General features: G+C 49.8%; 23 protein-coding genes. 7 read left to right on the forward strand and 16 right to left on the reverse strand.

Translation table 11 applies throughout. The features are described 5' to 3' along the window. Positions 1-5 precede the first annotated feature (5 nt). From AJ81_RS02040 to tpiA, 4 genes are all read left to right on the forward strand, one after another. Positions 6-362, forward strand: a complete 357-nt coding sequence (locus AJ81_RS02040; RefSeq protein WP_031503619.1) for a YbaB/EbfC family nucleoid-associated protein — start codon at positions 6-8, stop codon at positions 360-362. Positions 363-445: 83 nt separating this feature from the next. Continuing rightward, a complete protein-coding gene (gene gap, locus AJ81_RS02045; protein ID WP_031503621.1) occupies positions 446-1,447 on the forward strand; it encodes a type I glyceraldehyde-3-phosphate dehydrogenase in 1,002 nt (333 codons plus the stop codon). Between the two features lie 38 nt (positions 1,448-1,485). After that, entirely contained in the window at positions 1,486-2,673 is a 1,188-nt protein-coding gene (locus AJ81_RS02050; RefSeq protein ID WP_031503623.1) for a phosphoglycerate kinase, read from the forward strand. A gap of 5 nt (positions 2,674-2,678) precedes the next feature. Then, complete coding sequence (tpiA, locus tag AJ81_RS02055; RefSeq protein ID WP_211245178.1) at positions 2,679-3,431, forward strand: triose-phosphate isomerase; 753 nt, start codon at positions 2,679-2,681, stop codon at positions 3,429-3,431. Here the strand turns inward: tpiA and AJ81_RS02060 are convergent. The 11 genes from AJ81_RS02060 to AJ81_RS02110 form a co-directional block, all read right to left on the reverse strand. Further along, positions 3,394-4,080, reverse strand: a complete 687-nt coding sequence (locus AJ81_RS02060; protein ID WP_231845497.1) for a 2-phosphosulfolactate phosphatase family protein — start codon at positions 4,078-4,080, stop codon at positions 3,394-3,396. The two genes, tpiA and AJ81_RS02060, sit on opposite strands and share 38 nt — an antisense overlap. Before the next feature lie 13 nt (positions 4,081-4,093). After that, positions 4,094-4,336, reverse strand: a complete 243-nt coding sequence (locus tag AJ81_RS02065; RefSeq protein ID WP_031503628.1) for a glutaredoxin family protein — start codon at positions 4,334-4,336, stop codon at positions 4,094-4,096. 4 nt (positions 4,337-4,340) lie between these two features. Continuing rightward, positions 4,341-5,024 carry a hypothetical protein gene (locus AJ81_RS02070; protein WP_031503630.1) on the reverse strand — a complete coding sequence of 228 codons (684 nt, stop codon included), beginning with the start codon at positions 5,022-5,024 and terminating at the stop codon, positions 4,341-4,343. A gap of 3 nt (positions 5,025-5,027) precedes the next feature. Further along, complete coding sequence (yqeK, locus tag AJ81_RS02075; RefSeq protein WP_031503632.1) at positions 5,028-5,645, reverse strand: bis(5'-nucleosyl)-tetraphosphatase (symmetrical) YqeK; 618 nt, start codon at positions 5,643-5,645, stop codon at positions 5,028-5,030. Positions 5,646-5,648: 3 nt separating this feature from the next. Then, a complete protein-coding gene (locus AJ81_RS02080; protein WP_031503634.1) occupies positions 5,649-5,930 on the reverse strand; it encodes a DUF503 domain-containing protein in 282 nt (93 codons plus the stop codon). A 15-nt stretch (positions 5,931-5,945) separates the two neighbouring features. Continuing rightward, the gene (gene fusA, locus AJ81_RS02085; RefSeq protein WP_031503635.1) at positions 5,946-8,006 is read right to left on the reverse strand and encodes an elongation factor G; all 2,061 of its coding nucleotides are present in this window, start codon (positions 8,004-8,006) and stop codon (positions 5,946-5,948) included. A gap of 27 nt (positions 8,007-8,033) precedes the next feature. Next, positions 8,034-9,680: a phosphodiester glycosidase family protein gene (locus AJ81_RS02090; RefSeq protein ID WP_031503637.1), complete on the reverse strand. Its 1,647-nt coding sequence runs from the start codon at positions 9,678-9,680 to the stop codon at positions 8,034-8,036. Next, positions 9,677-10,969 (reverse strand): thymidine phosphorylase, encoded by a 1,293-nt coding sequence (locus AJ81_RS02095; RefSeq protein WP_031503639.1) that lies wholly within the window; start codon positions 10,967-10,969, stop codon positions 9,677-9,679. Before AJ81_RS02095 ends, AJ81_RS02090 begins: the two co-directional genes overlap by 4 nt. Then, positions 10,966-12,219, reverse strand: a complete 1,254-nt coding sequence (locus tag AJ81_RS02100) for a sensor histidine kinase (RefSeq protein ID WP_051368813.1) — start codon at positions 12,217-12,219, stop codon at positions 10,966-10,968. Before AJ81_RS02100 ends, AJ81_RS02095 begins: the two co-directional genes overlap by 4 nt. A 3-nt stretch (positions 12,220-12,222) precedes the next feature. Continuing rightward, positions 12,223-12,942, reverse strand: coding sequence for a response regulator transcription factor (locus tag AJ81_RS02105; RefSeq protein WP_031503642.1), 720 nt, complete (start codon positions 12,940-12,942; stop codon positions 12,223-12,225). A gap of 99 nt (positions 12,943-13,041) precedes the next feature. Further along, positions 13,042-14,007 carry a phospholipase C/P1 nuclease family protein gene (locus tag AJ81_RS02110; RefSeq protein ID WP_031503643.1) on the reverse strand — a complete coding sequence of 322 codons (966 nt, stop codon included), beginning with the start codon at positions 14,005-14,007 and terminating at the stop codon, positions 13,042-13,044. Positions 14,008-14,219: 212 nt separating this feature from the next. Between AJ81_RS02110 and rocD the strand changes: the two genes are divergently transcribed. The 3 genes from rocD to AJ81_RS02125 all read left to right on the forward strand — a co-directional run bounded on the left by rocD (position 14,220) and on the right by AJ81_RS02125 (position 18,170). After that, on the forward strand, positions 14,220-15,455 hold the full coding sequence (gene rocD, locus AJ81_RS02115; protein WP_038059659.1) for an ornithine--oxo-acid transaminase: 1,236 nt from the start codon (positions 14,220-14,222) through the stop codon (positions 15,453-15,455). A 108-nt stretch (positions 15,456-15,563) separates the two neighbouring features. Then, positions 15,564-16,271: a flavodoxin family protein gene (locus tag AJ81_RS02120; RefSeq protein ID WP_031503646.1), complete on the forward strand. Its 708-nt coding sequence runs from the start codon at positions 15,564-15,566 to the stop codon at positions 16,269-16,271. Positions 16,272-16,283: 12 nt separating this feature from the next. Beyond that, positions 16,284-18,170, forward strand: a complete 1,887-nt coding sequence (locus AJ81_RS02125; protein ID WP_031503647.1) for a S9 family peptidase — start codon at positions 16,284-16,286, stop codon at positions 18,168-18,170. Here the strand turns inward: AJ81_RS02125 and AJ81_RS02130 are convergent. From AJ81_RS02130 to AJ81_RS02150, 5 genes are all read right to left on the reverse strand, one after another. Then, positions 18,157-19,083, reverse strand: a complete 927-nt coding sequence (locus AJ81_RS02130; protein ID WP_051368812.1) for a TIGR01212 family radical SAM protein — start codon at positions 19,081-19,083, stop codon at positions 18,157-18,159. The two genes, AJ81_RS02125 and AJ81_RS02130, sit on opposite strands and share 14 nt — an antisense overlap. Next, entirely contained in the window at positions 19,062-20,231 is a 1,170-nt protein-coding gene (locus tag AJ81_RS02135) for an amidohydrolase (RefSeq protein WP_269453369.1), read from the reverse strand. The genes AJ81_RS02130 and AJ81_RS02135 overlap by 22 nt, the downstream gene beginning before the upstream one ends. A 68-nt stretch (positions 20,232-20,299) precedes the next feature. Next, positions 20,300-21,733, reverse strand: coding sequence for a phospho-sugar mutase (locus tag AJ81_RS02140; protein WP_031503653.1), 1,434 nt, complete (start codon positions 21,731-21,733; stop codon positions 20,300-20,302). Next, entirely contained in the window at positions 21,730-23,277 is a 1,548-nt protein-coding gene (locus tag AJ81_RS02145; RefSeq protein WP_031503655.1) for an AAA family ATPase, read from the reverse strand. Before AJ81_RS02145 ends, AJ81_RS02140 begins: the two co-directional genes overlap by 4 nt. Before the next feature lie 15 nt (positions 23,278-23,292). Next, on the reverse strand, positions 23,293-25,182 hold the full coding sequence (locus tag AJ81_RS02150; protein ID WP_031503657.1) for an ATP-dependent helicase: 1,890 nt from the start codon (positions 25,180-25,182) through the stop codon (positions 23,293-23,295). Positions 25,183-25,188: the final 6 nt, after the last annotated feature.

The following is a 25,188-nucleotide window of genomic DNA, read 5'->3' on the forward strand; positions in this document are numbered from 1 at the left end:
TGTGCTTGAAGAAGATCAAAGGCTTTGGAGGAAGAAGTTACGGAGCGGCAAAGGGAGAAGGGAAGGAAATCGACTTGGGTTCGTTGCAGAAGGTCCAGCAGGAGATGGCAAAGAAGTTGGAACAGCTCGAAGCTTCTTTCAGCCAGATGGAAGTAACTGGGACGGCAGGTGGTGGCGCAATCAAGGTGAGGGCCACGTGCGACTATCGCATAGTGTCGATCGAGTACGACGATGAATTGCTACAGAACAAGGACATGCTGAACGATCTGATCATCGCTGCGGTGAACGAGGCGCTCAGAGAGATTCAAAAACGCAGAGATGAAGAGATGATGAGGATAACGCAAGATCAGTTGCGTTTGTGAATTTTTACACAATGGTGCCCTTAATTCAAATGAGTTGTTGTATCATTCTCATGAACGTCGAATCTGAAAGGAGGTTCAAATGGATGAGAGTAGCGATCAACGGTTTCGGTAGGATTGGAAGGTTGGTGTTCAGAGAAATTCTCAAGAGGAATTCTTCAAACATTGAAGTGGTAGCCATCAACGACATCACGGATGCCGCAACATTGGCTCATCTTTTCAAGTACGATTCTGTTCACAAGATTTACCCGGGAGAGGTTCGAACTGAGAATGACTCCATAATCATCGACGGTAAGGCGTACAAAGTTTTCAGTGAGAAGGATCCTGCAAAGCTTCCATGGAAAGATCTCGGTGTGGATGTCGTCATCGAGTCCTCCGGTGTCTTCACCGATAGAGAGAAAGCCTCGCTACATCTGCAAGCAGGAGCTAAGAAAGTCGTCATAACCGCTCCAGCGAAAGGTGAAGGTGTCACCACAATCGTCATCGGTTGCAACGAAGACAAACTCACGGCCGAACACGACATCATATCCTGTGCTTCCTGTACGACCAACTCCATCGCGCCAATCATAAAGGTGCTCCACGAGAAGTTCAACATCGAGAACGGTTTTCTCACGACGGTACACGCGTACACGAACGATCAAAGGGTGCTCGACCTGCCACACAAAGATCTGAGAAGAGCGAGGGCTGCCGCGTTGAGCATCATCCCAACGACTACGGGAGCCGCGAAAGCCGTGGCACTCGTGGTCCCAGAACTCAAAGGTAAACTCGATGGAGTTGCTCTCAGGGTACCAGTCCCAGACGGCTCCATATCGGACTTCGTCGCCCTCGTGAGCAAGGAGACAAGTATAGAAGAAGTCAACCAGGTCATGAAGGAAGCTTGCGAGACACGACTTAAGGGCATCATAGCGTACAACACCGATCCCATCGTGAGCTGTGACATAATTGGAACGTCTTATTCTGGAATCTTCGATGCCACTTTGACAAACGTTAAGGGCAAGCTGATCAAAGTCTTTTCCTGGTACGACAACGAGTACGGCTATTCTTGCAGGGTCGTCGATACAGTAGAATTGCTCGCAAAACTTCTGTGAGGGAGCGTTGCTCCCTCATTTCTTGAGGGGGTGAAACGATGAAGAAGATGACCATAAGGGATGTTGATTTGAACGGAAAGACTGTCATCATGCGTGTAGACTTCAACGTTCCTGTAGAAAACGGCAAGGTCACAGACGACACGCGCATCGTGGCCGCCCTGCCAACGATAAAGTATGCTGTGGAACACAACGCAAAGGTTATACTGCTTTCACATTTAGGAAGACCGAAGGGTGTTGACCCGAAATACAGCATGAAACCCGTGGCTGAACATCTGAAGCAGATATCGGGTTTGAACGTCATCTTCGTTCCACACGTTGTTGGGGAAGAGGTGAAGAGGGCCGTCCAGGAGGCCAAACCCAAGGACGTCATCGTCCTGGAGAACACGAGATTTCATCCCGGAGAAGAAAAGAACGATCCTGAGCTGGCAAAGGCCTGGGCTGAGTTGGCCGACATCCACGTGAACGACGCGTTCGGTACTGCCCACAGGGCACATGCATCGAACGTCGGCATTGCTTCTTTCATACCGAGTGTGGCGGGATTCCTGATGGAAAAGGAGATCGAGTTTCTCAACAAAGTGACCTATGAACCTGATCATCCTTACGTTGTCGTACTCGGTGGCGCGAAAGTGTCTGACAAGATTGGTGTCATCACGAACCTCATGAATAAGGCCGACAAGATCCTCATAGGTGGAGCGATGATGTTCACCTTCCTCAAGGCGCAAGGCCTGAACGTTGGCTCGTCACTCGTCGAGAATGACAAGCTCGATCTGGCCAAGCAGATACTCGAGCAAGCAGAACAAAAGAAGGTGAAAATGGTTCTGCCCGTGGATTGCGTCATCGCACAGAAGATAGAAGCAAATGCCGAGAAGAAGATCGTCGATCTGAAGGATGGAATACCTGAAGGTTGGATGGGGCTGGACATAGGTCCAAAGACGGTTGAATTGTTCGAAAAAGAACTCGAAGACGCGAAGACCGTTGTCTGGAACGGACCAATGGGAGTTTTCGAAATAGATGACTTTGCGGAAGGTACCAAGAGAGTCGCCCTCGCAATCAGCAGAGTGAAGGGAACAACCGTGGTCGGCGGAGGCGATTCAGCGGCAGCCGTTGCCAAATTCAACCTGGAATCTGCCTATTCGCACGTTTCAACCGGAGGTGGCGCCTCGCTCGAGTTCCTGGAAGGTCGAGAACTGCCTGGCATAAAGAGCATCGCCGATAAAAAAAAATAGAGCGACTGATCCTCGCTGGTAACTGGAAGATGCACAAAACTAACGAAGAGGCTAAGCTCTTCGTTAACCGATTGATTAACGATTTGGCGGGCAAGCGTTTCAAAATCGTTGTTTGCCCGCCTTTCGTTTCTCTGACAGACGTTGTAGAAATAACACGTGGCACAAACATCTCAATTGGCGCGCAGAACTGCCACTTCGAGCGCAGTGGAGCGTTCACTGGAGAAGTTTCCGCTGCGATGCTGAAGGCGATTGGCATCGAGTACGTGATCGTTGGACACTCTGAGCGAAGGAAATACTTCAACGAAACTGATGAGATGATCAACAGAAAGGTGAAATCCGTGCTCTCTGAGGGCATGAAACCTATACTGTGTGTGGGTGAGACCAAGGAAGAACGCGAGAAAGGTTTGACGTTCTGCGTTGTTGAGATGCAGATCAGACACGCTCTCTATGGGCTCTCGAGGCAGGAAGTGGAGAACATCGTCATAGCGTACGAACCAGTTTGGGCGATAGGCACCGGTGTCGTTGCCAAACCCGAACAGGCCCAAGAGGTCCACAGGTTCATAAGAAAATTACTCTCAGAACTTTACGACACAAAGCTCGCAGAGAGCATACCGATCTTGTATGGAGGAAGCATAAAACCTGATAACTTCTTCGCAATCATGGCTCAGCCTGACGTGGACGGAGGCCTGGTGGGTGGTGCGAGCCTGGACGAACAGTTCGTCAAACTTGCCCAGATTGTGCAGTCTTTCGCAGTGTGAAAGAAGTTCCGTCGAAAACAGGTACGATCGGATGAATATCGATTTGAGAACAGTATTCGATGTCTTTCAGGAACCCTATTTCAATCAGTTCCTGGCCGTGCTTTGATTCACAGAGGCTTCGAAAAACCGAATCGCTACATTTCCAAACGGACTCGGCTATCAGTGCCGAGTCCGATTTTTCTTTCGCACCACACATTGCGACGATCGCACCAGCGCACAGCACATCCTCTACGGCGATGCCACCGTTCTGCCCAGAGCAAACCAGCGTGAAATGACGGTGTCTTCTCAGTTGTTGAACCACGGCAGAAAGGTTTAGAAAACTCGCTGCGTAGAGGATCTTGCACTCGATCTTTTCGACCGCACGCGTGCCATTGCTGGTCGTCAGAACGATTCTCTTACCGGCAACTCTCTCCCTTGAATACTCAGTTGGTGAATTTCCAAGATCGAAGCCTCTCGGCTTGACACTTTTCCTCTCTCCACACACGAGCATGTTTGATGTTTTTTCTGCGAGTGCCTTTCTCACATTCGAGACAGGCTTCACAGAAACTGCACCGTTCGCAAGAGCCGTGACTATGACGCTCGTGGCCCTGAGCACGTCTATCAGAACGCACACATCCGATTTCACCTTTTGTTTCGGAACAAAGATCACGTCGATCAAACCTTCATCTCACTCCCAAGATCCTGTCTATCTTCTCTTTATCAAAACCTATGACTATTTGATTGCCGATCTCGATCACGGGAACTCCCGTTTGACCAGTCTTTTTGACCAAGCGTTCCGCCGCCACTGGATCACGCGAGACATCCACCTCGGTGAATTTGAGACCGAGCTGTCTCAAGTAACTTTTTGCCCTCGCGCAGTATGGGCACGTGGGTGTGGTGTAAATTGTTATTTTGATGTGTTGCATTCACTCACCTCCTCATATCCTGCTTGATTGCCTCAATGCTTTCAACGTTCAAGTACAGTCTCTGGTACTTCTTACCATCGACGATTATCGTCAAAGGCTTTTCGAGTACTCCTTTTACCGTGTAAAACCTCAAGGCGTTCCTACCAGACTCATACACGAGTTTGTAGAGAGCTGCGACGGTCATTGTGTTTTCATTCCTGAACTCCCCCAGCCACTTTCGAGTCAGGACATGGTCGAATGGATTTGATTTCCTCACAGCGAGATTTCTCAAAAGGTTTTCAAAGCTCTCGGCACCGTTACCTAAAAGAGCCTTGGAGAACCTCTTGATCTGTTCTGAATCAACCACTGCGTAGTATCGGAAACTGGAAGAAAGTTCGATCATGGACTCGGCAAAACTGAAAACCTCCAAAGGATTCTGAACATCGAGCAACCTGTTGTTCAACGGATTGAACGCATATTGAGGTAACTCGATCACGTATATCATCCGTTTGCTCAAATCCACTCTTATAAAGTAAGCCTTCTGTTGGTCTTTCAAAATGAAGGCATAATGAACCACAGGTGAAGTGAATTCGGCAGATCCTTTCAGACTGTTCAAAGACAAAAAGAACCACAGACCGAAACCCGCACCTGCGATCAAAACAGCTAAAAGCACCCAGAACAGCCCGGTCCTTCTCTTCTTGATTGCCATACCTCAGCCTCCTTCGACTCCATCTTGATCGTTCACTGTCAGTGGCCTGGGCCTCTTGTTCCAAAGCAACCAGTTCCACATTTCAACCGTTTGTGGAAAAAGAAGGTACTCTTTTTTCACTGCGTAACAAATCTTGTTTCGAAGCGTCTGAATCACGGCCTCGTCCAGATCTTGCTCTGCCAGCTTTCTTAAATCCTCCACGCCCTCGTAAACCCTTGTCTCTTCAAGTGAGTCCGCAAGGAAAACGATCTTCGCGATCTCGCTCATGTATGGCTTTCCACTCGTGTGGGCAGAAACAGCTTCGAGAATCTCTTGATCCTCAATCTTGAATCTTCTTTTCAAATACTCGGCCGCAACTTTCCCGTGCAAGAGCACAGGATGTGCCAGCTCCATCTCGTTGGGTTCGATCCCATATGCCCTGGCAATTTTCAACAGCTTCGATGCAGGCACGTCCCTGAACGCATCATGCGCCAAACAGGCAACCGTAACCTTCTGTTCGTCTACACGGTGTAATTTTGCAAGTTTCCTTGCAAAGTTACAGCAAGAATATATGTGACGGAGTCGCCTTGGAGTCACCAAAAGTTTCAGTGTCTGGATCAGTTCTTCGACAATATGCTGCACGTCTCACCATCCTTCTCTCTCCAGTTCAACGATCTGTAGACCGTACGTTGATTCAAGGACGTTGCTTATCTGTTCCACCGTGCTGTCAACGACCTCCTTCGCAGAGTTCACGACGGCGATGCCTATTTCAGCCCAACCCTTCGAATCACACATGCCAACTTCAGAAACTGAGACGTTGTATTTGCTCCTCAGTTCGTTCATGAGTCTTTTGATGAGACTGCGCTTCTCCTTCAAACTGCTGATACCGAACAGTTTGATCTTGAAGCTCACCACGGCCACGTGCATCGACCGATTCTCACCTCAGGCATTCTGTTGCTCCTGTTTCCTTTCCTGAATGATCTTCTCCTGAATGTTCGGCGGAACCTCTTGATACTTCAAGAACTTCATGGTGAAGTAACCCCGACCGCTCGTGATTCCAGAGAGCCTACCAGAGAAATCGAGCATCTCAGCTAAAGGAACCTCGGCTTTTATCTTGGACATACCACGACCGGCTGGCTCCATTCCTTGTGGTCTTCCTCTGCGGCTCGTTACTTCACCCATGACATCTCCTGCAACCTCGTCCGGACAGAATATCTCTACCTCCATGATGGGTTCGAGTATGACGGGTCTGGCTTCTTCCATACCCTTTCTGAAGGCCTGGATCGCTGCAATCTGGAAAGCGATGTCCGAAGAGTCGACTTCGTGGTAAGATCCGTCGAACAGTGTCACGCGTACGTCCACCACAGGATAGCCAGCGAGAGAGCCACGTTTCATAGCTTCAACTATCCCCTTCTCCACGGACGGGATGAAGTTCTTCGGAATCGCTCCTCCGAAAATCTTATCGACAAACTCGAAGCCAGCTCCACGCGGAAGTGGCTCCAGTTCTATCTTCACATGACCGTACTGACCGTGCCCTCCCGTTTGCTTCTTGTGCTTGTACTCTGCGACGGCTTTTCTTGTGATAGTCTCTCTGTAAGCGATCTTGGGTTTGCCGACCTCCACATCCACACTGAAGATGTTCTTGAGTTTTTCTATCATCACGTCGAGATGTATCGTACCGAGACCGGAAACGACAGTTTCGCCGGTTTCAGGATCGTATTCCCACTTGAAAGTGGGATCGCTCTCGGAGAGCCTCGAGAGACCGTTGCTTATCTTGTCTATGTCCGTCTTGCTCCTGGGGTTCACGGACCTGGAGAACATGGGTTCAGGAAATTGTGGTGGAACTATCTTCAGCCTCCTGTCTTTGTGGGTCAGCGTCTCGCTAACGCTGGCTTCCTTGAGCTTCGGTAAGACCACGATTTCGCCGCAGGATGCCGCTTCTATCTCCACTTGTTCCTTTCCACGAGCCCAATAGAGCTTGCTGATCCTATCGCTCGTCCCGCGGTTCGCGTTCACAAAGTTGTCTCCGGGCCTTGCGTTACCTGAAATGATCTTTATGTAGCTCACTCGACCAACAAACGGATCCACCACATTCTTGAAAATGTAAGCACAGAAAGGCTCCGTTTCACTTGCTGAAACCAACGTTTCCTCACCACTTTCGAGGACAGCCTTCAATGGTTTTGCTTCGAGCGGATTCGCTCCGAGATCGACGATTGCGTCCAGCAGCAGATCGACTCCTATTCCCTTTTCGGCAGAACCGCAGAGCGCGGGCACGATGGCACCAGACTTGTAGGCCTTAACAAGGGCTGTTCTGAGCTCTTCTTCGCTGATCTCCTGTCCTTCCAGATACTTCTCCATCAAGACGTCATCGCTCTCCACGATATCTTCCAGTAGCTTGAGTTTGGCTTCTTCCACCTGTTTTGCCATGTCTGACGGCACTTCCACAGCTCTGGATTTACCGTCTTCATAGACGTAAGCCTTCATGCCCACCAGATCAACGATTCCTTTGAAATTGGCTTCAGACCCGATCGGTAAGACGAGTGGAACGATCTTGCACTCGAACGCTGACTTCACTGATTCCAAAACGTTTTCGAAGTTCGCCCTCTCTTTGTCCATCTGGTTCACAAAAACCATGATGGGTTTAGACATCTGCTGGGCTATTTGCCAAGTTCTTTCGGTCTGTATCTCGACCCCTGAAACCGCGTTGATCACACTCACCACGTTCTCACTCACGAAGATGGAATTGATCACCTCAGCAATGAAATCACCGAAACCAGGGGTATCTATCGCAGTCAAAAGGTGGTCCTTCCACATGAACGTGAACACGTGTGAGTTGATACTCGAACCTTTCGCTTCTTCCAGCGGATCAACGTCCACGAGCTTGTTTGAGATCCGGTCAGCCAGGCCAGCTGTTTTGATCATCGAGCTGGTCAGAAGGGATTTCCCCGAACCGTTGTGACCAATCAGTACGAAGTTTCTCTTCTTCTCAGCAGCGATTGCCATTCCTGTACACCTCCACCTTCTTCGTTTTTATTCGGATTTCTCTACCACCAACAGTGAAACAGGGACAGCCCTCGTCCACCCAGTTGGAGTCCTGCTCACGATCTTGTCCCTTATGACCATCACCGAAGAACTTCCACCGTCGAAGTTCATGGCCGAGTAGAATCCTTTACTCAGACAGAAGTCAACCAGTTCATCGTAGTTGACCCCCCCAGATCCATTCTGATCGCTTATGACTATCAGGGCGACCTTGCCATCCTGCGTCGTGGCAATCAGCGTTCTGGTCGCATTCACTCTCGCGATGTTACCTCCATAGCGATTCTTTTCCTGGTTCCGATCTGGTATCGGAGCACCCTGGTACAGTAACAGGGGTCCAGCTTCAACGGCATGCTTTATCCTGTAAGGAAAGTTGGTGTTGACGACATACTCAACCGGATCGCCAGGCCTGACTTCCTGTAGGTATCTCTCGTACTTGTTCGAAATCGCCAGCACAAAACCGCTGTCTGGGGCTTTCGACGTCCAGCCCTTTGACACAACCTTGCCCTCTTCGACAACAAGGTAGATCGTATCATCTCTCTTTGGAATCGGCAGGCCGAATTCTCTCGTGAAGATGAGTACGTCCCCCAGAGCAACCGTGTTGACACCCTTCACGATGAACAAGAGTTGCCCAACACGCACGTTCAGGTCGAAGTAAAACCTCTCGATGTGCGCCGTTCCAGCGTAAGTGTATACGAAGATCGGCCTGTCTCCGTAGATGCTCTGCAACACCTTACCATCCACGATCAACAAACCGATCGGAATCGCGGTGTTTGGATCGAAGTAGCTCGCATTCACACCCGCTATGGCGCCGTTCCTTGCCACCATTGACTCCACGCTCTCCATCGTCCCGATGCCAGAAGAACTGATCGCTGGTTTCAGCTCGACAATGCTCGGATCTATCCACAAATAGTTCACTAAGAGTTCCTTATTGCCGATACGTTCACTCGTCTGCTGCCAGTAAACACCGTTGGCGATCCATTCCTTGCCGAGCATGGGCATCCTGAGTTCGAAGACAAGAGCGCTCGCCTCCATTCTCATGACCATCACAGGTTCGACGTCCACGCCCAGATCGACATCGATGATCACACTTGTGCCCTCAGCCAGGATTTTCACAGGTTCAAGAGACATCGCGGAACTTAAACACGGCGAGATCTCGACAGTCAGTTTACCCTTGGACGTGCGAGCCGAAACCATCTGCTCAGAGATGAAACCAGCGAATCTTAACTTCAGCTGGTTCTTTTCAAAAACTGCGGAAACAAGGATGGGAACACTGTCAAGAAGCACAATCTGGCCGGACACCGTTTTATAAGCCTTCAGTCCAAGAATGTTCTGTAGAAGTTCTGCTTTGATGAAGACCCTTTTCCCGACAAACTTCGCAGATTCTTCATAGACGTCCAGGAAGTCTACACTCACTGTGCCGTCTTTGTTGAGCAAAATGATCTTTTTTTCGAAGATCAAATAGGCCCTCCCGGAAACTTCCGAAAGCACAAAGGTCAATCCCAGCTGCTGCAAACCCTGCACGTCAACGTAACCTTCCGATTCCTGCAGCACAACGAACTTCCCTTGAAGTCCCACAAGGATTTGACCCAGCGCACAAGACGCCACAACAACGAGCACGAGGAAGAACAGATGTCTCATCCGATCACCTCAAGCACAGTCGGTGGTGATTCAACTGGATGTTCAAAAATCACGTATGCCGACTGAACAAGACTGAGCGCCGAATTCAGATCACTTCTTTTCGAATGATACACCTTCGCGAGCACGTCCCCTGCTTTGACGTGGTCCGAGACCTTTTTTAAAAGCTCTATACCAACAGAATGATCGATGCTGTCTTCCTTTTTCGACCTTCCTCCACCGAGCAGCACGCAGGCTCTGCCTATCGCCTCGGCGTCAAGGCGTGCGACGTAACCGTCTCTATCGGCTCGCACCTCAACGATATCTCTGCTGATCGGCAACCTGGAAGGATCATCAACGACCGACGGATCTCCTCCCTGACGCTCGATGAACTTCTTAAAGCGATTCAACGGTTCATGTGAGCGAACCATGCTTTCGATATCGTTGAGATTCACCCTCACACCTGCAAGATCCAGCATCTCTTTCACGAGAGTGAAGGACAGTTGCATGACGTCCTCTGGGCCTTCCCCTCTCAAACATTCCACAGCCTCGATCACCTCGAGAGAATTTCCAACCATCCTACCGAGCGGTTGATCCATGTTGGAGAGCACGGCCCTGGCTTTCCTCCCGTTGCGCTTCACGATGTCCAGCATCAAGAGTGCGAGTCTTCTGGCCTGATCCACATTTTTCATGAAGGCACCGGATCCAACCTTCACATCGAACACTATCGCGTCGGCACCAGCGGCAAGTTTTTTACTGACTATGCTCGAAGCGATGAGAGACAAATTTTCCACCGTTGCTGTTGCGTCCCTGAGCGCATAGATCTTCTTGTCGGCAGGGGCAAGGTTCTCAGTCTGGCTCGCAACGGCGAAGCCTATTTCATCAACGATCCTTATGAACTCGTCTCTTGTCAAGGATGTTTTCATTCCAGGTATAGATTCGAGTTTGTCTATGGTGCCACCCGTGTGTCCCAGTCCACGACCAGACATCTTGATGATCTTCACACCGAAGCTCGCCGCAATGGGAAGCACAACGAACGTTATCTTGTCTCCCACACCCCCACTCGAATGCTTGTCGAGCTTGACGCCTTTCAGCGACGATAGATCCAGTCGTTCGCCAGATTCGAGCATCGCGATGGTCAGATCGTAGGTCTCCCGCTCGTTCATACCCCTGAAGTAGACAGCCATGAGAAACGCAGCCATCTGATAGTCCGGAATTTCCCCGCGAGTGTAACCATGCACAACGAATCGAATCTCTTCCGTCGTCAATTCTTCCCCATCTCGTTTCTTCTTTATGATGTCGTACATTCTCATGCTTCCACTTCCCGCTCGATGGGCAACTTCACAATGAAAGTTGTCCCAACACCTACTTCACTGTTCACACTGATCTCCCCACCGTGCCTTTCGACGATCGATTTGACTATGGAAAGCCCCAGTCCGGAACCTCCCATCTTCCTGCTCCTTCCCTTGTCCACCCTGTAAAACCTGTCAAACAGCCTCGGAAGCGCTTCTTTTGGGATTCCAGGACCCGTGTCGGAAACCGCAACTATCGCATGTTTGCCCTCTCTGGTGACCCTGACCTTGACGCGTTTGTCTCCAATCTCTTTCAAAGAAGTGTACTTGATGGCGTTGTCAACCAGATTAAGAATCATCTGCACCATCCTGTCCTGATCGGCCCATATGCTGACAGGTTCACACTGAATCTCAACCTGAACACCGTGCTCATTCGCAAGAGGCTCAACAATGGACAAAACATAGTTGACGACCACACACAGGTCCGTTTCCTTGAACTCGAACCTCGCTTCACCGGACTCCAAGCGCTCCAAGTCGAGCAGATCGTTTATCATCCTCGACATCCTTGCCGATTCGTTCTCGATGATCGTCAAGAATCTCTTGCGCGTTTCTGCGTCCATTTCTGGATCACTGAGAAGAGTTTCGGCATAACCGTGGATGGATGTCAACGGAGTTCTCAGCTCGTGAGAAACGTTGGACACGAACTGCTTTCTCAGCTCGTTCAGCTCGTGTTCCTTCGTCACATCCCTCATCATGATGACTACCCTTCGTTCTCCCCTTGGCAGTATCACGGGTATCATGTTGCATGAGTAGTATCTCTTTTCGTCGCTCACGTACAGGACTATTTTGGATTCCTGCGCTTGCCATGTCCTCACGGTTTCTTCGAACATTTCTATGACGTAGTAATCCTCGATTGCTTCGTATATCTTCCTCGCTATAGGTTCGGAACGCGTGATCTTCTGAGCCGCTAAGTTCGCAAACGTTATGGTACCGTCCGCTTCAACGAAGATTATCGGATCAGAGATGTTATCGAGCAAAGTCAATATGTTCTCCCTGCTTCTCTGGGCTATCGACAGTTCTTCTTCTATCGTCCTAAGTTTTTTGCGAAGTCGTTCTAAGACGTAAGAGGGTGGAGAGTCTTCAACCACGTCCGCAAGCTCTGCCACCCTCCTGAAGAATCGAAGAAGATTTTTGTTGATCTTCAGCAACGAGAGTGAGTACAAAAAAAACCCTATCGCTGCGACTGCGGCGACGATGAGCAAGACTATCACGAATTATTCTTCCTTCCCAGGATCTCTGAACTTATATCCCTTGCCCCTCACCGTTATGATGTACTTGGGATTCGATGGATCCTCTTCGATCTTAGTTCTCAGCCTTCTGATGTGCACGTCCACAGTCCTCGTATCACCGTAGTAATCGTAACCCCAAAGCTTGTCGAGCAAAACGTCTCTGCTGAAGACTTTGCCCTCGTTCTCCGCGAGGAACCTCAGCAATTCAAACTCGAGCGGGGTCAACGCGACCTTCTGGCCGTTCACCCTCACTTCGTACCTTTCCACGTCGATCTCGAGCCCCTTGGCTACGATCTTTTTGGGCCTTTCCTCCCGCTCTTGAGCGCTCAGCTGGATCCTTCTGAAGATCGCCTTGACGCGAGCGATCATCTCTCTCACGCTGAAAGGCTTCGTGATGTAGTCATCGGCACCCAGTTCCAAGCCGAGTACCTTGTCGAACTCTTCGCCCTTGGCGCTCAAGAAGATGACCGGTGTGTTCTTGTACTTCTCCATGGCTCGGAGCTGCCTGACGAGTTCGAATCCGTCCATCTGTGGGAGCATGATGTCCACAATGAACATGTCCACGCTTTCGTTTGTTGCAACCTTGAGTGCCTCTTCTCCGTCGTAGGCTTTGAGCACATCGTAGCCTTCACGGGCCAGGTTGTAACTCACCAACTCGATGATCGAAGGGTCGTCGTCAACAACCAAGATCTTCTTTTTCGCCATAATCACACCCTTTCGGGTACACCTCCTTTCGTGAGCGTTCACCATGTTAACATTATAACAGACGAATGACGAAAGGGCCAGATTGTTTTTTCTGCTTCCTCAGATTTCGCCGACCTGGGTGAGAAAATCCAGAAGGAACCCCTTCAGATAGCCAGAAAACTCTTTCATAATAAGTTTTGTGATGCTCTTCAGCTCTTTCAACTGCTCACTGCTCGCTTCAAAATCGTTCCAGCTGAGGGTTCTGTCGAGACCCGAATAGACGCTTGAAAAGATTCTGTCCACAGCCTCCAAATTTCTCAGACCGAGCAACCTCACGCGCTGAATGAGTTCTCGCATGTTCCTCGCTCGTTTCGGCTGAGATTCCACGATCGAACTTATCACTTCCTCGTCTTCGAGGTACAGCAGGTACGCCAAATAATCATCGTACGAGAAGTGTCTGTAAGCCAGTTCCATACCTTTTTCTCTGTTCCACAGCAGTGACTCCAGAACTTCTCCGAGTCGGCCCGGTGCGTTGTGGTAGGGCATCGACAGATCCTCCAAGTGATGGATCGCCCTCGCCAGGAACCTGTAACCCCAGTATCGATCGTTTCTGCCAAAAGCTTGCTTGGACATCTCCACGAAGTACAGGAAGGACTCGCTCCCCTCGAAAAAATCAAAGAAGAGGAGTTTGTACTTCATGTGCCTGACGCCCTGACTGTTACCTATGATTGACTGAAGTGGTGACAGATTCAAACCCTCATCCATTCCAAGATCGGGTTCAACCGAATAGACGGTCAGTACCTGCCACACCGGCACCTTACCATCGATGGGAGCAGGATCCGGTGGATAGAACCTGGCCCAGCTTGGAATGAAATTGACCATGAACCGACCACAAACATCGTCCAAGATCAACCTCTCAGTGTTGTAGATTCTTTTCTCTTCGTAGCTGTAAGGTGTTATTTCCACCAGGTCGTCAGCGTTCGGCAAGCACGACTTCACCACCAAATAGGTCAGCGTCTCGTGTGCAGACCAAGCGAAAACCACTGCAAAAGAAAGGAGCCACACCAGAGTCATGAACCTCTTCATATGCATCACCTCATGAAGAATTTACCACGCCATTCGAAGGTGTGAGCATAAGAAAGCAAAAGAGAGCATACGTGAGCATACGTGAGAAAGAGAAAGAATAAGCATCTTGGTCAAGATTAGTTCCTCCTGGTAAATGATTGGCATATTTTGCCAGACTTTGATTTTTTTGGCTCCAGTGTTATCATTTTGTTGCATGGAAAGGAGGACCGCTCATGAGGAGTCAAGACTACATGGATCTGGAGTACAATTACGGTGCACACAACTACAAACCGATACCTGTCGTCATCGATAGAGCGGAACGCGTCTGGGTCTGGGATGTAGAAGGGAAAAGATATTTGGACATGCTGTCTTCGTACTCAGCACTGAACCATGGACACAGACATCCGAAAATCATCGAGGCGCTCGAGCGCCAACTTCAAAAGGTCACACTCACATCCCGCGCCTTCTACAACAGCGTACTCGGCCTCTTCGAAGAGAAACTCGCAAAATTTGCGGGATACGAAAAAGTGTTGCCCATGAACACAGGTGCCGAAGCGGTGGAAAGCGCATTGAAGATCGCGAGGAAGTGGGCGTATTACAAGCGCAACATCCCCATGAACGAAGGAAACATCATCGCTCTGGAGGGAAACTTTCACGGCAGAACGATCACCATAATCTCGTTCTCGACGGAACATCAGTACAAAGATGGGTTTGGTCCCTACACGCCGGGTTTCAAGATCGCTCCGTTCGGCGACGCACGTGCCCTGGAAAACCTCATCGACGATCGCACGCTCGCGATACTCGTTGAACCAATCCAAGGTGAAGGCGGCGTCAGGGTACCACCGCAAGGGTATCTGGCAGAACTGAGAAGAATAGCAACGAAACATCGCATCCTGCTCATGTTCGATGAGATTCAGACGGGATTGGGCAGGACCGGAAAGATGTTCGCTTGGCAGTGGGAGGATGCTAAACCCGACGTGCTCATACTCGGAAAGGCGCTCGGTGGAGGGATCTATCCAGTTTCTGCGGTCCTTGCGAACAACGATGTGATGGACGTGCTCACGCCGGGAGACCACGGTTCAACTTTTGGAGGAAATCCACTCGCCGCAGCAGTTGGTATGGCGGCGATAGACGTGCTCGTGGAAGAGAAACTCGACGAGAGGGCGAGAACACTTGGCGAATATTTCATGAACCAGCTCAAGCACATCAAGAGCGATTACGTCAAGGAGATCAGAGGGAAAGGTTTACTGATAGGTATCGAGATAAAGAAAGAGTTCGGCACTGCTCGTCCCTTCTGTGAGAAACTTGCACAGATGGGAATACTCTGCAAAGAGACTCACGAACAGGTCATCAGATTCGCGCCACCGCTTGTGATTGAGAAGGAAGAGATTGACTGGGCACTGGAACGAATCGAAAGAGTTCTCACAGAACCTGTGCACGTGCAAGCAAAGATAGCAAGATCGATCTGAGTCACTATGGAGGGCCGGCAACGGCCCTTTCTGTAAATTTGTCTTCAACACGCTTGCCCCTCCTTGAGATAAGATTCTTTACAAGAGAGACTCAAGGAGGAGTTTGCCGTGAAACCTGTGATTGTTCTTTTGAGTGCCTCTGAGAGAAAGTATGGTTCCTCATCTCAACTTCTTCACATCGCTGCGGAGGGTGTGCGCGATGCACAGGGTGAGTTCGAAATCGTTCATCTATCGGATCACACCATCAAATCTTGCATAGGATGCGCCTCGGACGAAGAGAAATTTTGCAAGTATCCTTGCTTGATCCAAGACGACGATTTCAACATGATCGCCTCCAAACTGATCCAGGCACAGGGCTTCGTGATCGCAACACCTGTGTATTGGTATGCACCCAACGGAACTTTGAAACACTTCATCGACAGACTCACGAGCTTGGAGAACATGATTGACCATGCGGGCAAGAGTTTGCTCGAAGGGAAAGTCGCGGGTTTCATTGCGGCCGGTCTGGACAGCGGTGTCATGATGGCCATATCGTACTTGATCGTGGCACTCAACAGTATGGGTGTTCACATCGTACCATGGTCCATGGCGTACACGCATTCGCAGGATCCAACCGAGGACCTTCAAGCGATCATGGATGCGTACAATGTCGGAATACTTGTGACCAAAACAGCACGGATTTTCATGAACAGCGAACCTGTCGGGTACGAACCCAACGTGGATGTTGGAAGGCTGAAGCGGAAAGCCGAGCAAATCAAGAGGGAATTCGAGGTGCAGAGGAAACTCAGGATCAACAGTTTCGAATTCTCGCAGTAGGAGGGAAGAAAAATGTGGAGCGTATCGAGTTTCGCAAAGCTGGTTGTCCCGACTGAGGTGAGGATGAGTCCGGACGGAACTTGGGTCGCGTACACAATTAAGAGGATCGATCCTGAAAAGAACAGGGCCATTAGACAGCTGATTCTGTACAACCTCAAGACCAGGGAACGTTTCTTCCTGTCCGAAGACACTTCGAAACCTCGCTTCTCGCCGACCTCAAAAAAACTGGCATATTTGAAGAAAGAGGACGACAAGAGCAGTCTCTGCATCATGGAACTTTCGAACTTTTCAAGCTACACTTTGTTGACCACCCCAAACGTGAGTTTCTTCGGCTGGTCCCACGATGAGCGCAACTTGTTCGTCGTCACCCAGAAGAAGAGGAACGACCCGGACCTGTACTTTGAGACGCGTATTCCCGTTTGGTTCGATGCAAAGGGATTTCTCGATGATCAAAGGGATGTTTTCCACATCTTCGACGTTGAATCCCGTCAAGAGCTGACCCAATTTGAGGAAAAGAACGTGGCGTACGCATTTTGGTCGAAAGAAGGCATAGTCTACACGGTCTTTCGTGAGGAAGCTCCGTTCACGCGTTTCGACATTTTCCTTCACAGCAACGGATCGAAGAGGACTGTCCTTGAGGACGTTGGATTCATCGCAACGAGCGAATCACAATGGGGTTTTATACTACTTGGAAGGGAGAAGAAAAACGCTTTTCAGCACGACTACGTGTATTTATTGAAGAACGGTCAGATCCTTCCACTCACCGAACGGTACGGTTTGGACAATTCTGGACACATCAGCCTTGAGGTGTGGGCATCTGACAGCGAGGGGTATCCCATCGCCGTTGGTGAGTGGGTTTACTTCAAGAGTGGTGAACGCGGCATCGTGAAGTTGGAACGAATGAACCTGCGCTCCTTTGCGAAAGAAACTCTTTTCAGCGAAGGTGCTGTCAGCTGTTTCGACGCAAGTGAAGACGGAAAGGTTGCTTACGTGGCCGTTGACGATGAACGCGGAGCAGAGGTTTGCATTCTACATGACGGAAAAAACGAAAGGATCACATCCTTGAACGAACAGTTCCTGGCAACCGTCACTGTGAAAAGGTTGAACCATTTCGAGTACGCGAGTTTCGATGGGACAAAGATCGATGCTTGGTATCTCAAACCCGACAGCTCACCAGCGCCTCTGATCGTGTTCGTGCATGGTGGTCCGAAGGGTGCGTACGGTAGATGCCTCTATTTCATGGGACAATTGCTCGCGCAGGAAGGTTTCTATGTTCTTTACACGAACCCGCGCGGTAGCGATAACTACGACGAAGGATTCGCCCTCGCGGTGAAAGAAAGGACAGGCTTGGAGGATTTCAAAGACATCCTCAGCGGTGTGGAGGAGCTGAAGAGAAGAGAAGCCGTCACGGACATCGGCATCACGGGGATCAGCTACGGGGGTTTCATGACGAACTGGGCGATAACGCAGACCGATATGTTCAGAGCGGCGGTGAGCGAGAACGGTATAAGTTACTGGTTCACGAGTTACGCCTTTTCTGACATCGGCTTCTGGTTCGACAAAAGTCTCATCGGCGATGATCCGTTGACGAACGAAAACTACAGAAAACTCAGTCCTCTGTTCCACGCCAAGAACGTGAAAACACCGTTGTTGCTCATACACAGCCTCGAAGACTATCGCTGTCCACTCGATCAATCGCTGATGTTTTATCACGTACTCAAGGATCTTGGAAAGGAAGTCTATATAGCAATTTTCAAGAAAGGCGCACACGGTCACAGCGTTCAGGCGAGTTACTCACACAGATTGAAGAGATACAAATTGATCGTTGAGTTTTTCAAGCAAAAGCTACTTCTGAAAAGCGAAATCTTCGATCCCGAGAAATGCTTCAAGCTGGATTGACCTGCCCGCCTCTGGCGGGCTTAAATTTCGCACCCTGGAAAGTGTTCCTTCGCTCGAGTTCGGTTTCTACGATGTTCACGAGCTGACTCTTCGAAAGACCCCATCGTGCGAACAGCGTCCCGACCCTGGGAGGATCTGAGACCAGTCTATGTATCACGATGCGGGGAGAAAGATGTTCCAGGAAGGCGACGATCCTTTCAAGAAAAGATTCGAGACTCACTGGCTGGAATTTCCCTTCCCTGAGCATCGCCCCCAGAGGGCTGTCCTCTACAACATATAGCGAGTGGATCTTCACACCATCCACATTCAAATAAGAGAGAGTTTTCGCCGTGTCGACGACATCTTCCAGTTCGTCCCACGGCAGATCGACGATCACGTGAACGACGATCTCGAAACCGTGTTCCTTTGCCCTGAGTACAGCATCCACGAATTCGGCAACACCATGACCCCTGTTCAGTATCCTCAGCGTTTTTGAATTGATCGTTTGAAGGCCGAGTTCGAGCGAGACGTCCACTCGAGTTTTGAACTCGTCCAGCAAGTTCAGCACTTCTTCTGGAACGCAGTCGGGTCTGGTCGAGATTGCGAGCTGAACGATGGAATCATCCACCAAGGCCTGTGAGTACCTCTCACGAAGTGTATCCACTGGTGCGTAGGTGTTTGTGAAAGCTTGAAAGTAAGCTATGAATTTGCTTGCGCCATACTTCTTACTCGCCCATTCTTTCTGTCTGAGCACCTGTTCGCGGATAGATAGACCACGAAGCGTGTTGAACCCACTGCCTGTAGGATCGCAGAAGATACACGGACCATTCTTTTGCCTGTTGGGGCACGTGAAACCTGCGTCTATGACGAGCCTGTGAACCCTCGCACCGTAACGGCGTTTTAAATGTTCGCTCAGCTTGTTGTACCTATCAATCTGCCGATCGCCTCCTCACATTTTTCGAAGACATACTTTGCATCGATCGTGGGATACTCTCCATCGTAATAGACCCAGCGACCCTTAATCATCGTGGCGAAGACGTCCAGCGAATTTCCAGAATGAACGATGTGATTCTTGATCCTATCCAACGGCACATACCACGGTTTGTTCAGATCGATAACGATCAGATCGGCGTCCGCGCCAACTTCAATCCTGCCAGGCGTGAGACCCACAGCCTTGGCACCTTGCTCTATCGCCATGATCAACGCCTGCTGGATGGAAATGTTCCTCGGATCTGAAGCCTTCTGCAATAAGGAAGCTAAACGCATTTCGTACCAAACATCGAGAGTGTTGTTGCTCGCAGCACCGTCTGTGCCCAGACAGACCTGCACATTCTTTTCGATCATCTTTTGAAGTGGAGCCACACCGTTTCCAAGTTTCAAATTGCTCGTTGGATTGTGTGCGACGAAGAAGTTTTCTGAAGAAAGGAGTTCGATGTCCTTCTCCGGGATGTGAACACAGTGTGCGAAGATCACTTTGCACTCTCTGAGTTTGGTCTTCATTATCTCTTTTAGCGAGTAATTCTCTTTGGACGACTCGAAAAGATGCATCGTGATTGGAGCATCCAGCTCCAAAGCGACACGAGCGATTCGATCTATATACGACAGTGAACAGCTGTAAGGTGCGTGTGGACCAAAACCGATCGATATCAAACCTTCTTTGCCGTTCCAACGCTCGAAGTACTCGATGTTCTGCTTCAATCTACCATTATCACCATCGTGATCGGTCAAGCCACGCGTTATCAGAGCTTTCATCCCGAAGTCCAAAACCGCCTGCGCGACCGCATCGCAATGGAAGTACATATCCACATAAGCTACAACGCCCTTTCTCGCCATTTCCAGCTGAGCCACCATCGTCCCATAGTAGACGTCCTCTGGGGTCAGTTTTTCTTCTATCGGGAATATCTTCGTCAGAAGCCACTCCTGCAGTCTCATATCCTCCGCAGAGCCTCTCATGAGTGTCATTGCCGCGTGCGTGTGCGCATTTACGAAACCCGGCATGATGAGTTTTCCAGACATATCATGAACTTCGTCGGTAGCCCCTTCTGTGAAATTCCCTATCCCAGCGATCTTACCATCTTCCACGAGCAAATCTGAAACCTTCGGTTCTGAACGAACATCGCACATAAGCAAGGCGTTTTTCAACAAGGCTCTCATAATTCCGTCACAGCCTTTCTCACGGATCCCAGAATCGATCTTGCTTCGTGTTCGTCGTAACCTACGACCTTCACGTAGATCTTCAACTTCGGCTCGGTTCCAGAGGGTCTGACATAAATCTTAACACTTCCAGTTTCGAACAGAAGCGTCTCGTTCGGCATCTGTGGATCGTTTTCATAGTCGAAGATACGAACAATCTCCTGATCAGCGATTCTCGTAGGTGGGTTGAGTTTCAGCACTTCATATTTCTGCTTGGCTTGCTCCGGACTTTCGAAAGACATCGAGATCAGTTCTTCGATGTGGTAACCGTACCTCTCGTACAGGCTGTTTAACAGTTCGATCGGGTCGTACTTCGAACAGAGCCCGGCGATCAACGCAGAACCCAGAACGCCGTCTTTGTCCCTCACCAGATCACCAATCAGATACCCGCAACTCTCTTCGAAGGCGAGAAAGTAGCTGAAGCTGGGCTCCTTCGACTTGGTCTCGATCAGATGACCTATGTATTTGAACCCTGTGGGGGTTTCCAACACGTGCAGATTCAGTTCTTCACACATAGGTTTCACCATGTCTGTGGTCACGATGGTTTTGATCAGGTTACTTTCAGGGTTCGCACCGTGTCTGAGCATTTCTGTCAGCAACACCCCTACCTGATTGCCCGACAACCTTTTTCCATCGACGATCAGCCCAACCCTGTCGCAATCTGGATCGGTTGCGATACCAAACCTCGCCTTTTCTTCCTGACATACTCTTCTCACCATATCGAAGGCTCTCTCGTCTTCGGGATTCAGCGATGCCACTTTCGAGAAATTCGGATCGAATTCCATCTGCTGTTCGACACAGATAACATCACACCCGAGTTCACGTAAAACCTTAGGAACAAAGCGAGCGCCCGTACCCTGAAGAGGGGAATACACGATCTTCGTTGATCCTTCAACGTGTTTCCCCACCAGTCGGACGAGCCTTTCAATGTAACGCTCCTCGACCTGCTTTGGTACAGGTTGCACTCGAGCAGTTTTATTCACTCTGAAGGATTTTCCCATTAACGATGAGATTTTTTCGGTGTGGCTAGGAACGGCTTGCACCCCATCACTTGTGTAAACTTTATAACCGTTGTACTGTGGAGGATTGTGACTCGCCGTGATCACCACGCCAGCCCCGACTCTCAATTCTCGAACGGCGAAAGACAGAAGGGGTGTCGGCGTGGGAGCATCGAAAAGGTACGTCTCTATGCCACAGTCCGCGAAAGTTTGCGCAGCCAATTTTGCAAAACGATTAGAGTTCCTCCTCGTATCGTATGCGATGACCACTCCATCCAGTTTCTCCTCATACATCCACAAGGCAACGGCGCGCGAAACGTCAACGATAAGCTTTTCGTCGAACTCACCATCTCTCATGATTCCTCTCACACCACCCGTACCGAAGAGAATCACATGACATCCCCCCACAGGTCTTCTCCACCGATCATGCGCAGCAGCTCGTACCTTCTTTCTTCCGGTGTCAGAGATTTCACTCGCATGCTTCTGTCCTCCTTGAGCACCACGAAATGCGTGTCTGCGTACCTTGCGATCTGAGGCAAATGAGTCACGACAATGACCTGAGATGTTCTCGATAACGACTTCAACTTCTCTCCCAGCACGTTTCCCGTCATGCCCCCTATGCCACTGTCTATTTCGTCGAAGATAAAGACGTTGCCTGCTTGGTTCGCGACCGACAAATGCACCGCAAGCACCATACGGGAAAGCTCTCCTCCAGAAAGTACGTCTCTGAGAGGTTTCTCTTCACCACCTGCCTCGACGACAAATTCGACATCACTGATACCGCTGGGAGTCAGCTGATTCAGTCTTCCGATCTTCACCGAAAATTTTAGACTCATCGCAAGTTCTTGAAGATGCTGTCTGACGAAACCTTCAAACTCACCAGCAGCTTTGAGTCTGTTATCGTGCAATTTCTCCGCAAGATCCCAGCATCGCTTCTCGATCGAACGAAGCTCACGATCTGCGAGCTCCAGCTGTCTTTTGTTACTGAGCAACTCACTCTTTTCTCTCTCCAACTTCGCCCAGTTCTTTTTTATGTCTTCCCAATCAGGTCCAAAACGTCTCTTCAATTCGTTGTACACACTCAGTCTTGCTTCCACCTCGCGTGAATCTTCAAGCTGCATTTCATTGATGAACCTCGTGACCAACTTCCTGACCTCGTCAGACTTTTCGGCGATATCTCTCAACAGTCCGGGCAGGCCTTTCGGCACGAGCGATGCCATTTTTTCCGCCGAAAAGCTCAAGCGCCAAACTCGTGTCGTGAGATCTTCATCGAGCGCGTTCAAAATCTCTTCCACGAGTGCTACGATTTGCTTGGCCTTGTTGATCCTTTCAAATCTTTCTTTCAGAGTTTTTTCTTCATCTTCGCTGGGTTTGTACTTTTCGAAAAGAGCGAGTTCTCTGTTCAATTCCTCGATTCTCTGGTCCAAATTTTCCACGTTGAGCTCTTCCACGATTTTTCGAAGTTCGATCATTCTTCCGTACGCCTCAGCATAATCAGAAAAGAGCTGAGGATTGTCACAGAACCTGTCGAGCAAAGACAGCTGATAACGCTTCCTGAGCAAGTTCACGTGGGTGTTCTGTTGGTGAAAGTGAACATCATTTTCGAACATTCTCTCGACGACACTCTGGGGATACATCCTTCCGTCGATGCGGTATATCCACCTTTTACCGGCGCTCAAACTCACGATGTGCTCTCCTCGTTGAATGCCCAGTTCCTTGAGTTCTTCGTCAACGGCGTCTATCAGCACGAGCGCTTCGAGCCATGTCTCATCGTTGTCAAACAGTTCGACTCTTTTTCCAAGCAACGCCTGCAGACCTTTCAAGAGTATCGATTTGCCCGCACCCGTCTCACCAGTTATGACGTTCAGTCCCTCACTGAACTCGAGATCGAAGGAATCGAAATAGAGCAGGTTTTTCCCAGCAAACCTCAGAATCATCGGCTCACCACTCTCTCAATCGGTCGCATCGATCCATTCAACGAGTTCCCTCGGGATTCCATCGATGAAGTCTGGCAACTTCATCCACGAGAAATAGTTTCGCTGTACAGATTCCTGCCGCATGATGTAGAGCAATTCTTTGGCTCGCGTTATAGCAACGTAGAAGATCCTTTCCTCCTCATCGAGCTTCCCATCAATCACGGCGTAGTAACTTGGAAAATCTCCTGGATTCACGCTGAGAACGAACACAACGTCCCATTCCAAACCCTTCGCCTGGTGAACCGTTGTCAAGGTGACCTTGTTGGTGCCCCTTTCCTGATTCACGTCTTCGCTGATCATCAGATCCGACAGAAACCTTTCCAGAGACCTGTACCGCTCGGCCATTTCTATGAGCCTTTGAATGTCGAGCTGTCTTTCTGTGTAGTCCGAATAGTTTTCCTCCAAGTATTCCTTGTAAAAAGATTCGTAGAGTCTCTCTATTTTCTTTGAAACAGCCTCTTCCTTCATTAACTCAGAAAAGATCTCCCGGAGTCTGCTCAAGGAGGGTTTCTTCAAGGGAAAACTCTCGAACATCTCCTGAAAGTCCATTGTTTCCACCGAAGAAGCGTGATCAGCGAAAGCCGAGGCCGTCTTTGCTCCTATACCAGGGAACAACCTTGCCACTCTGATCCAGGAGACCTTCTCTTTTGGATTCTGCAACAACCTCAAGAAAGCCAGCACGTCCTTCACGTGAGCGGTCTCCGTGAAACGAAGACCAGAGAGGATCCGAAAGGCGATTTGATTCCTCGTCAGTTCCAGTTGTACGTCAAAGGAGTGCGAGTGGCTCCTGTAGAGGATGCCTATCTGGTTCGGCTCGTATCCGAACTCGATCAGCTTCAAGATCTGTCTCGCCACGAAGCTCGCTTCACTCGCTCTGTCCCACGTGCTAACGACCTTCGGTTTTGGACCGTCCGGTTTCACCGAACGAAGCAGTTTCGGCACGCTGGTCCTTGGGATCATCGCGTTGATGAACTCGACGATTCTCTGGGTACTTCTGTAGTTCGTCTGTATCTTGAATATCTTGGCATCGGATCGAGCGAAATCCTTCACGTTCTCGAACCTTGCGCCTCTGAAAGAGTATATGCTTTGAGCGTCGTCCGCCACAACGAACGCGTTTTTATGAACGCTGGACAGTTGATCCACCATCTTCAGTTGCAGAATGTTCGTGTCCTGAAATTCGTCCACGAGCAACCATCTGTATTTGGAGGCTTCCCTGTATCTGACCTGTGGATCGTTCTCGAGTAGGAAGACTGTCAGAGATAAAAGATCGTCGTAGTCGACGCAGTTCTGAGTTCTCTTTTCTATGGTGTACTCTTTGTAGATCTCCTCGATGATCTTTTCAAACTCGGCATGTTTCGGATACAGCGTCAGCAGAGCTTGCCTGAGCGAGCTCATCGTGTTCACACTGTACGAGAAAACCTTCTGTAGGATAGATGGTGCTGGAAAATGCTTCTCCTTTTCGTCCTGGAAGATTCTGTCGAGCACTCTCGTTCTGACGTGCTTTATGAGACTCAAGGAGTCCTCTTCGTCGAGTATCGTGAAGTTCGGCGAGATGCCCACTCTGTTGGCGTATCTTCGCAGCAACAAGTTGCACACGTGGTGAAAGGTCCCCGCTGTGAGTTCTTCGAGGTCCATGCCCGTGACCTGCTTCGCTCGCTCTATCATCTCGTTCGCTGCAGCGCGCGTGAAAGTGACAAGCAAAATCTGCGAAGGCTTGACACCGTTCATCAGAAGGTGCAACAACTTGTACGTGATGACCCGGGTCTTTCCAGATCCGGGTCCCGCGATGACGAGAGACCTGCCTTCGGATTCCAGTACGGCCTTTCTCTGTTCTTCATCGAGTTCTTGCAGATAGTCTATCTTCACTTCTTT

This window comes from Pseudothermotoga hypogea DSM 11164 = NBRC 106472 (genome assembly GCF_000816145.1).
Lineage (GTDB): Bacteria > Thermotogota > Thermotogae > Thermotogales > DSM-5069 > Pseudothermotoga_A > Pseudothermotoga_A hypogea.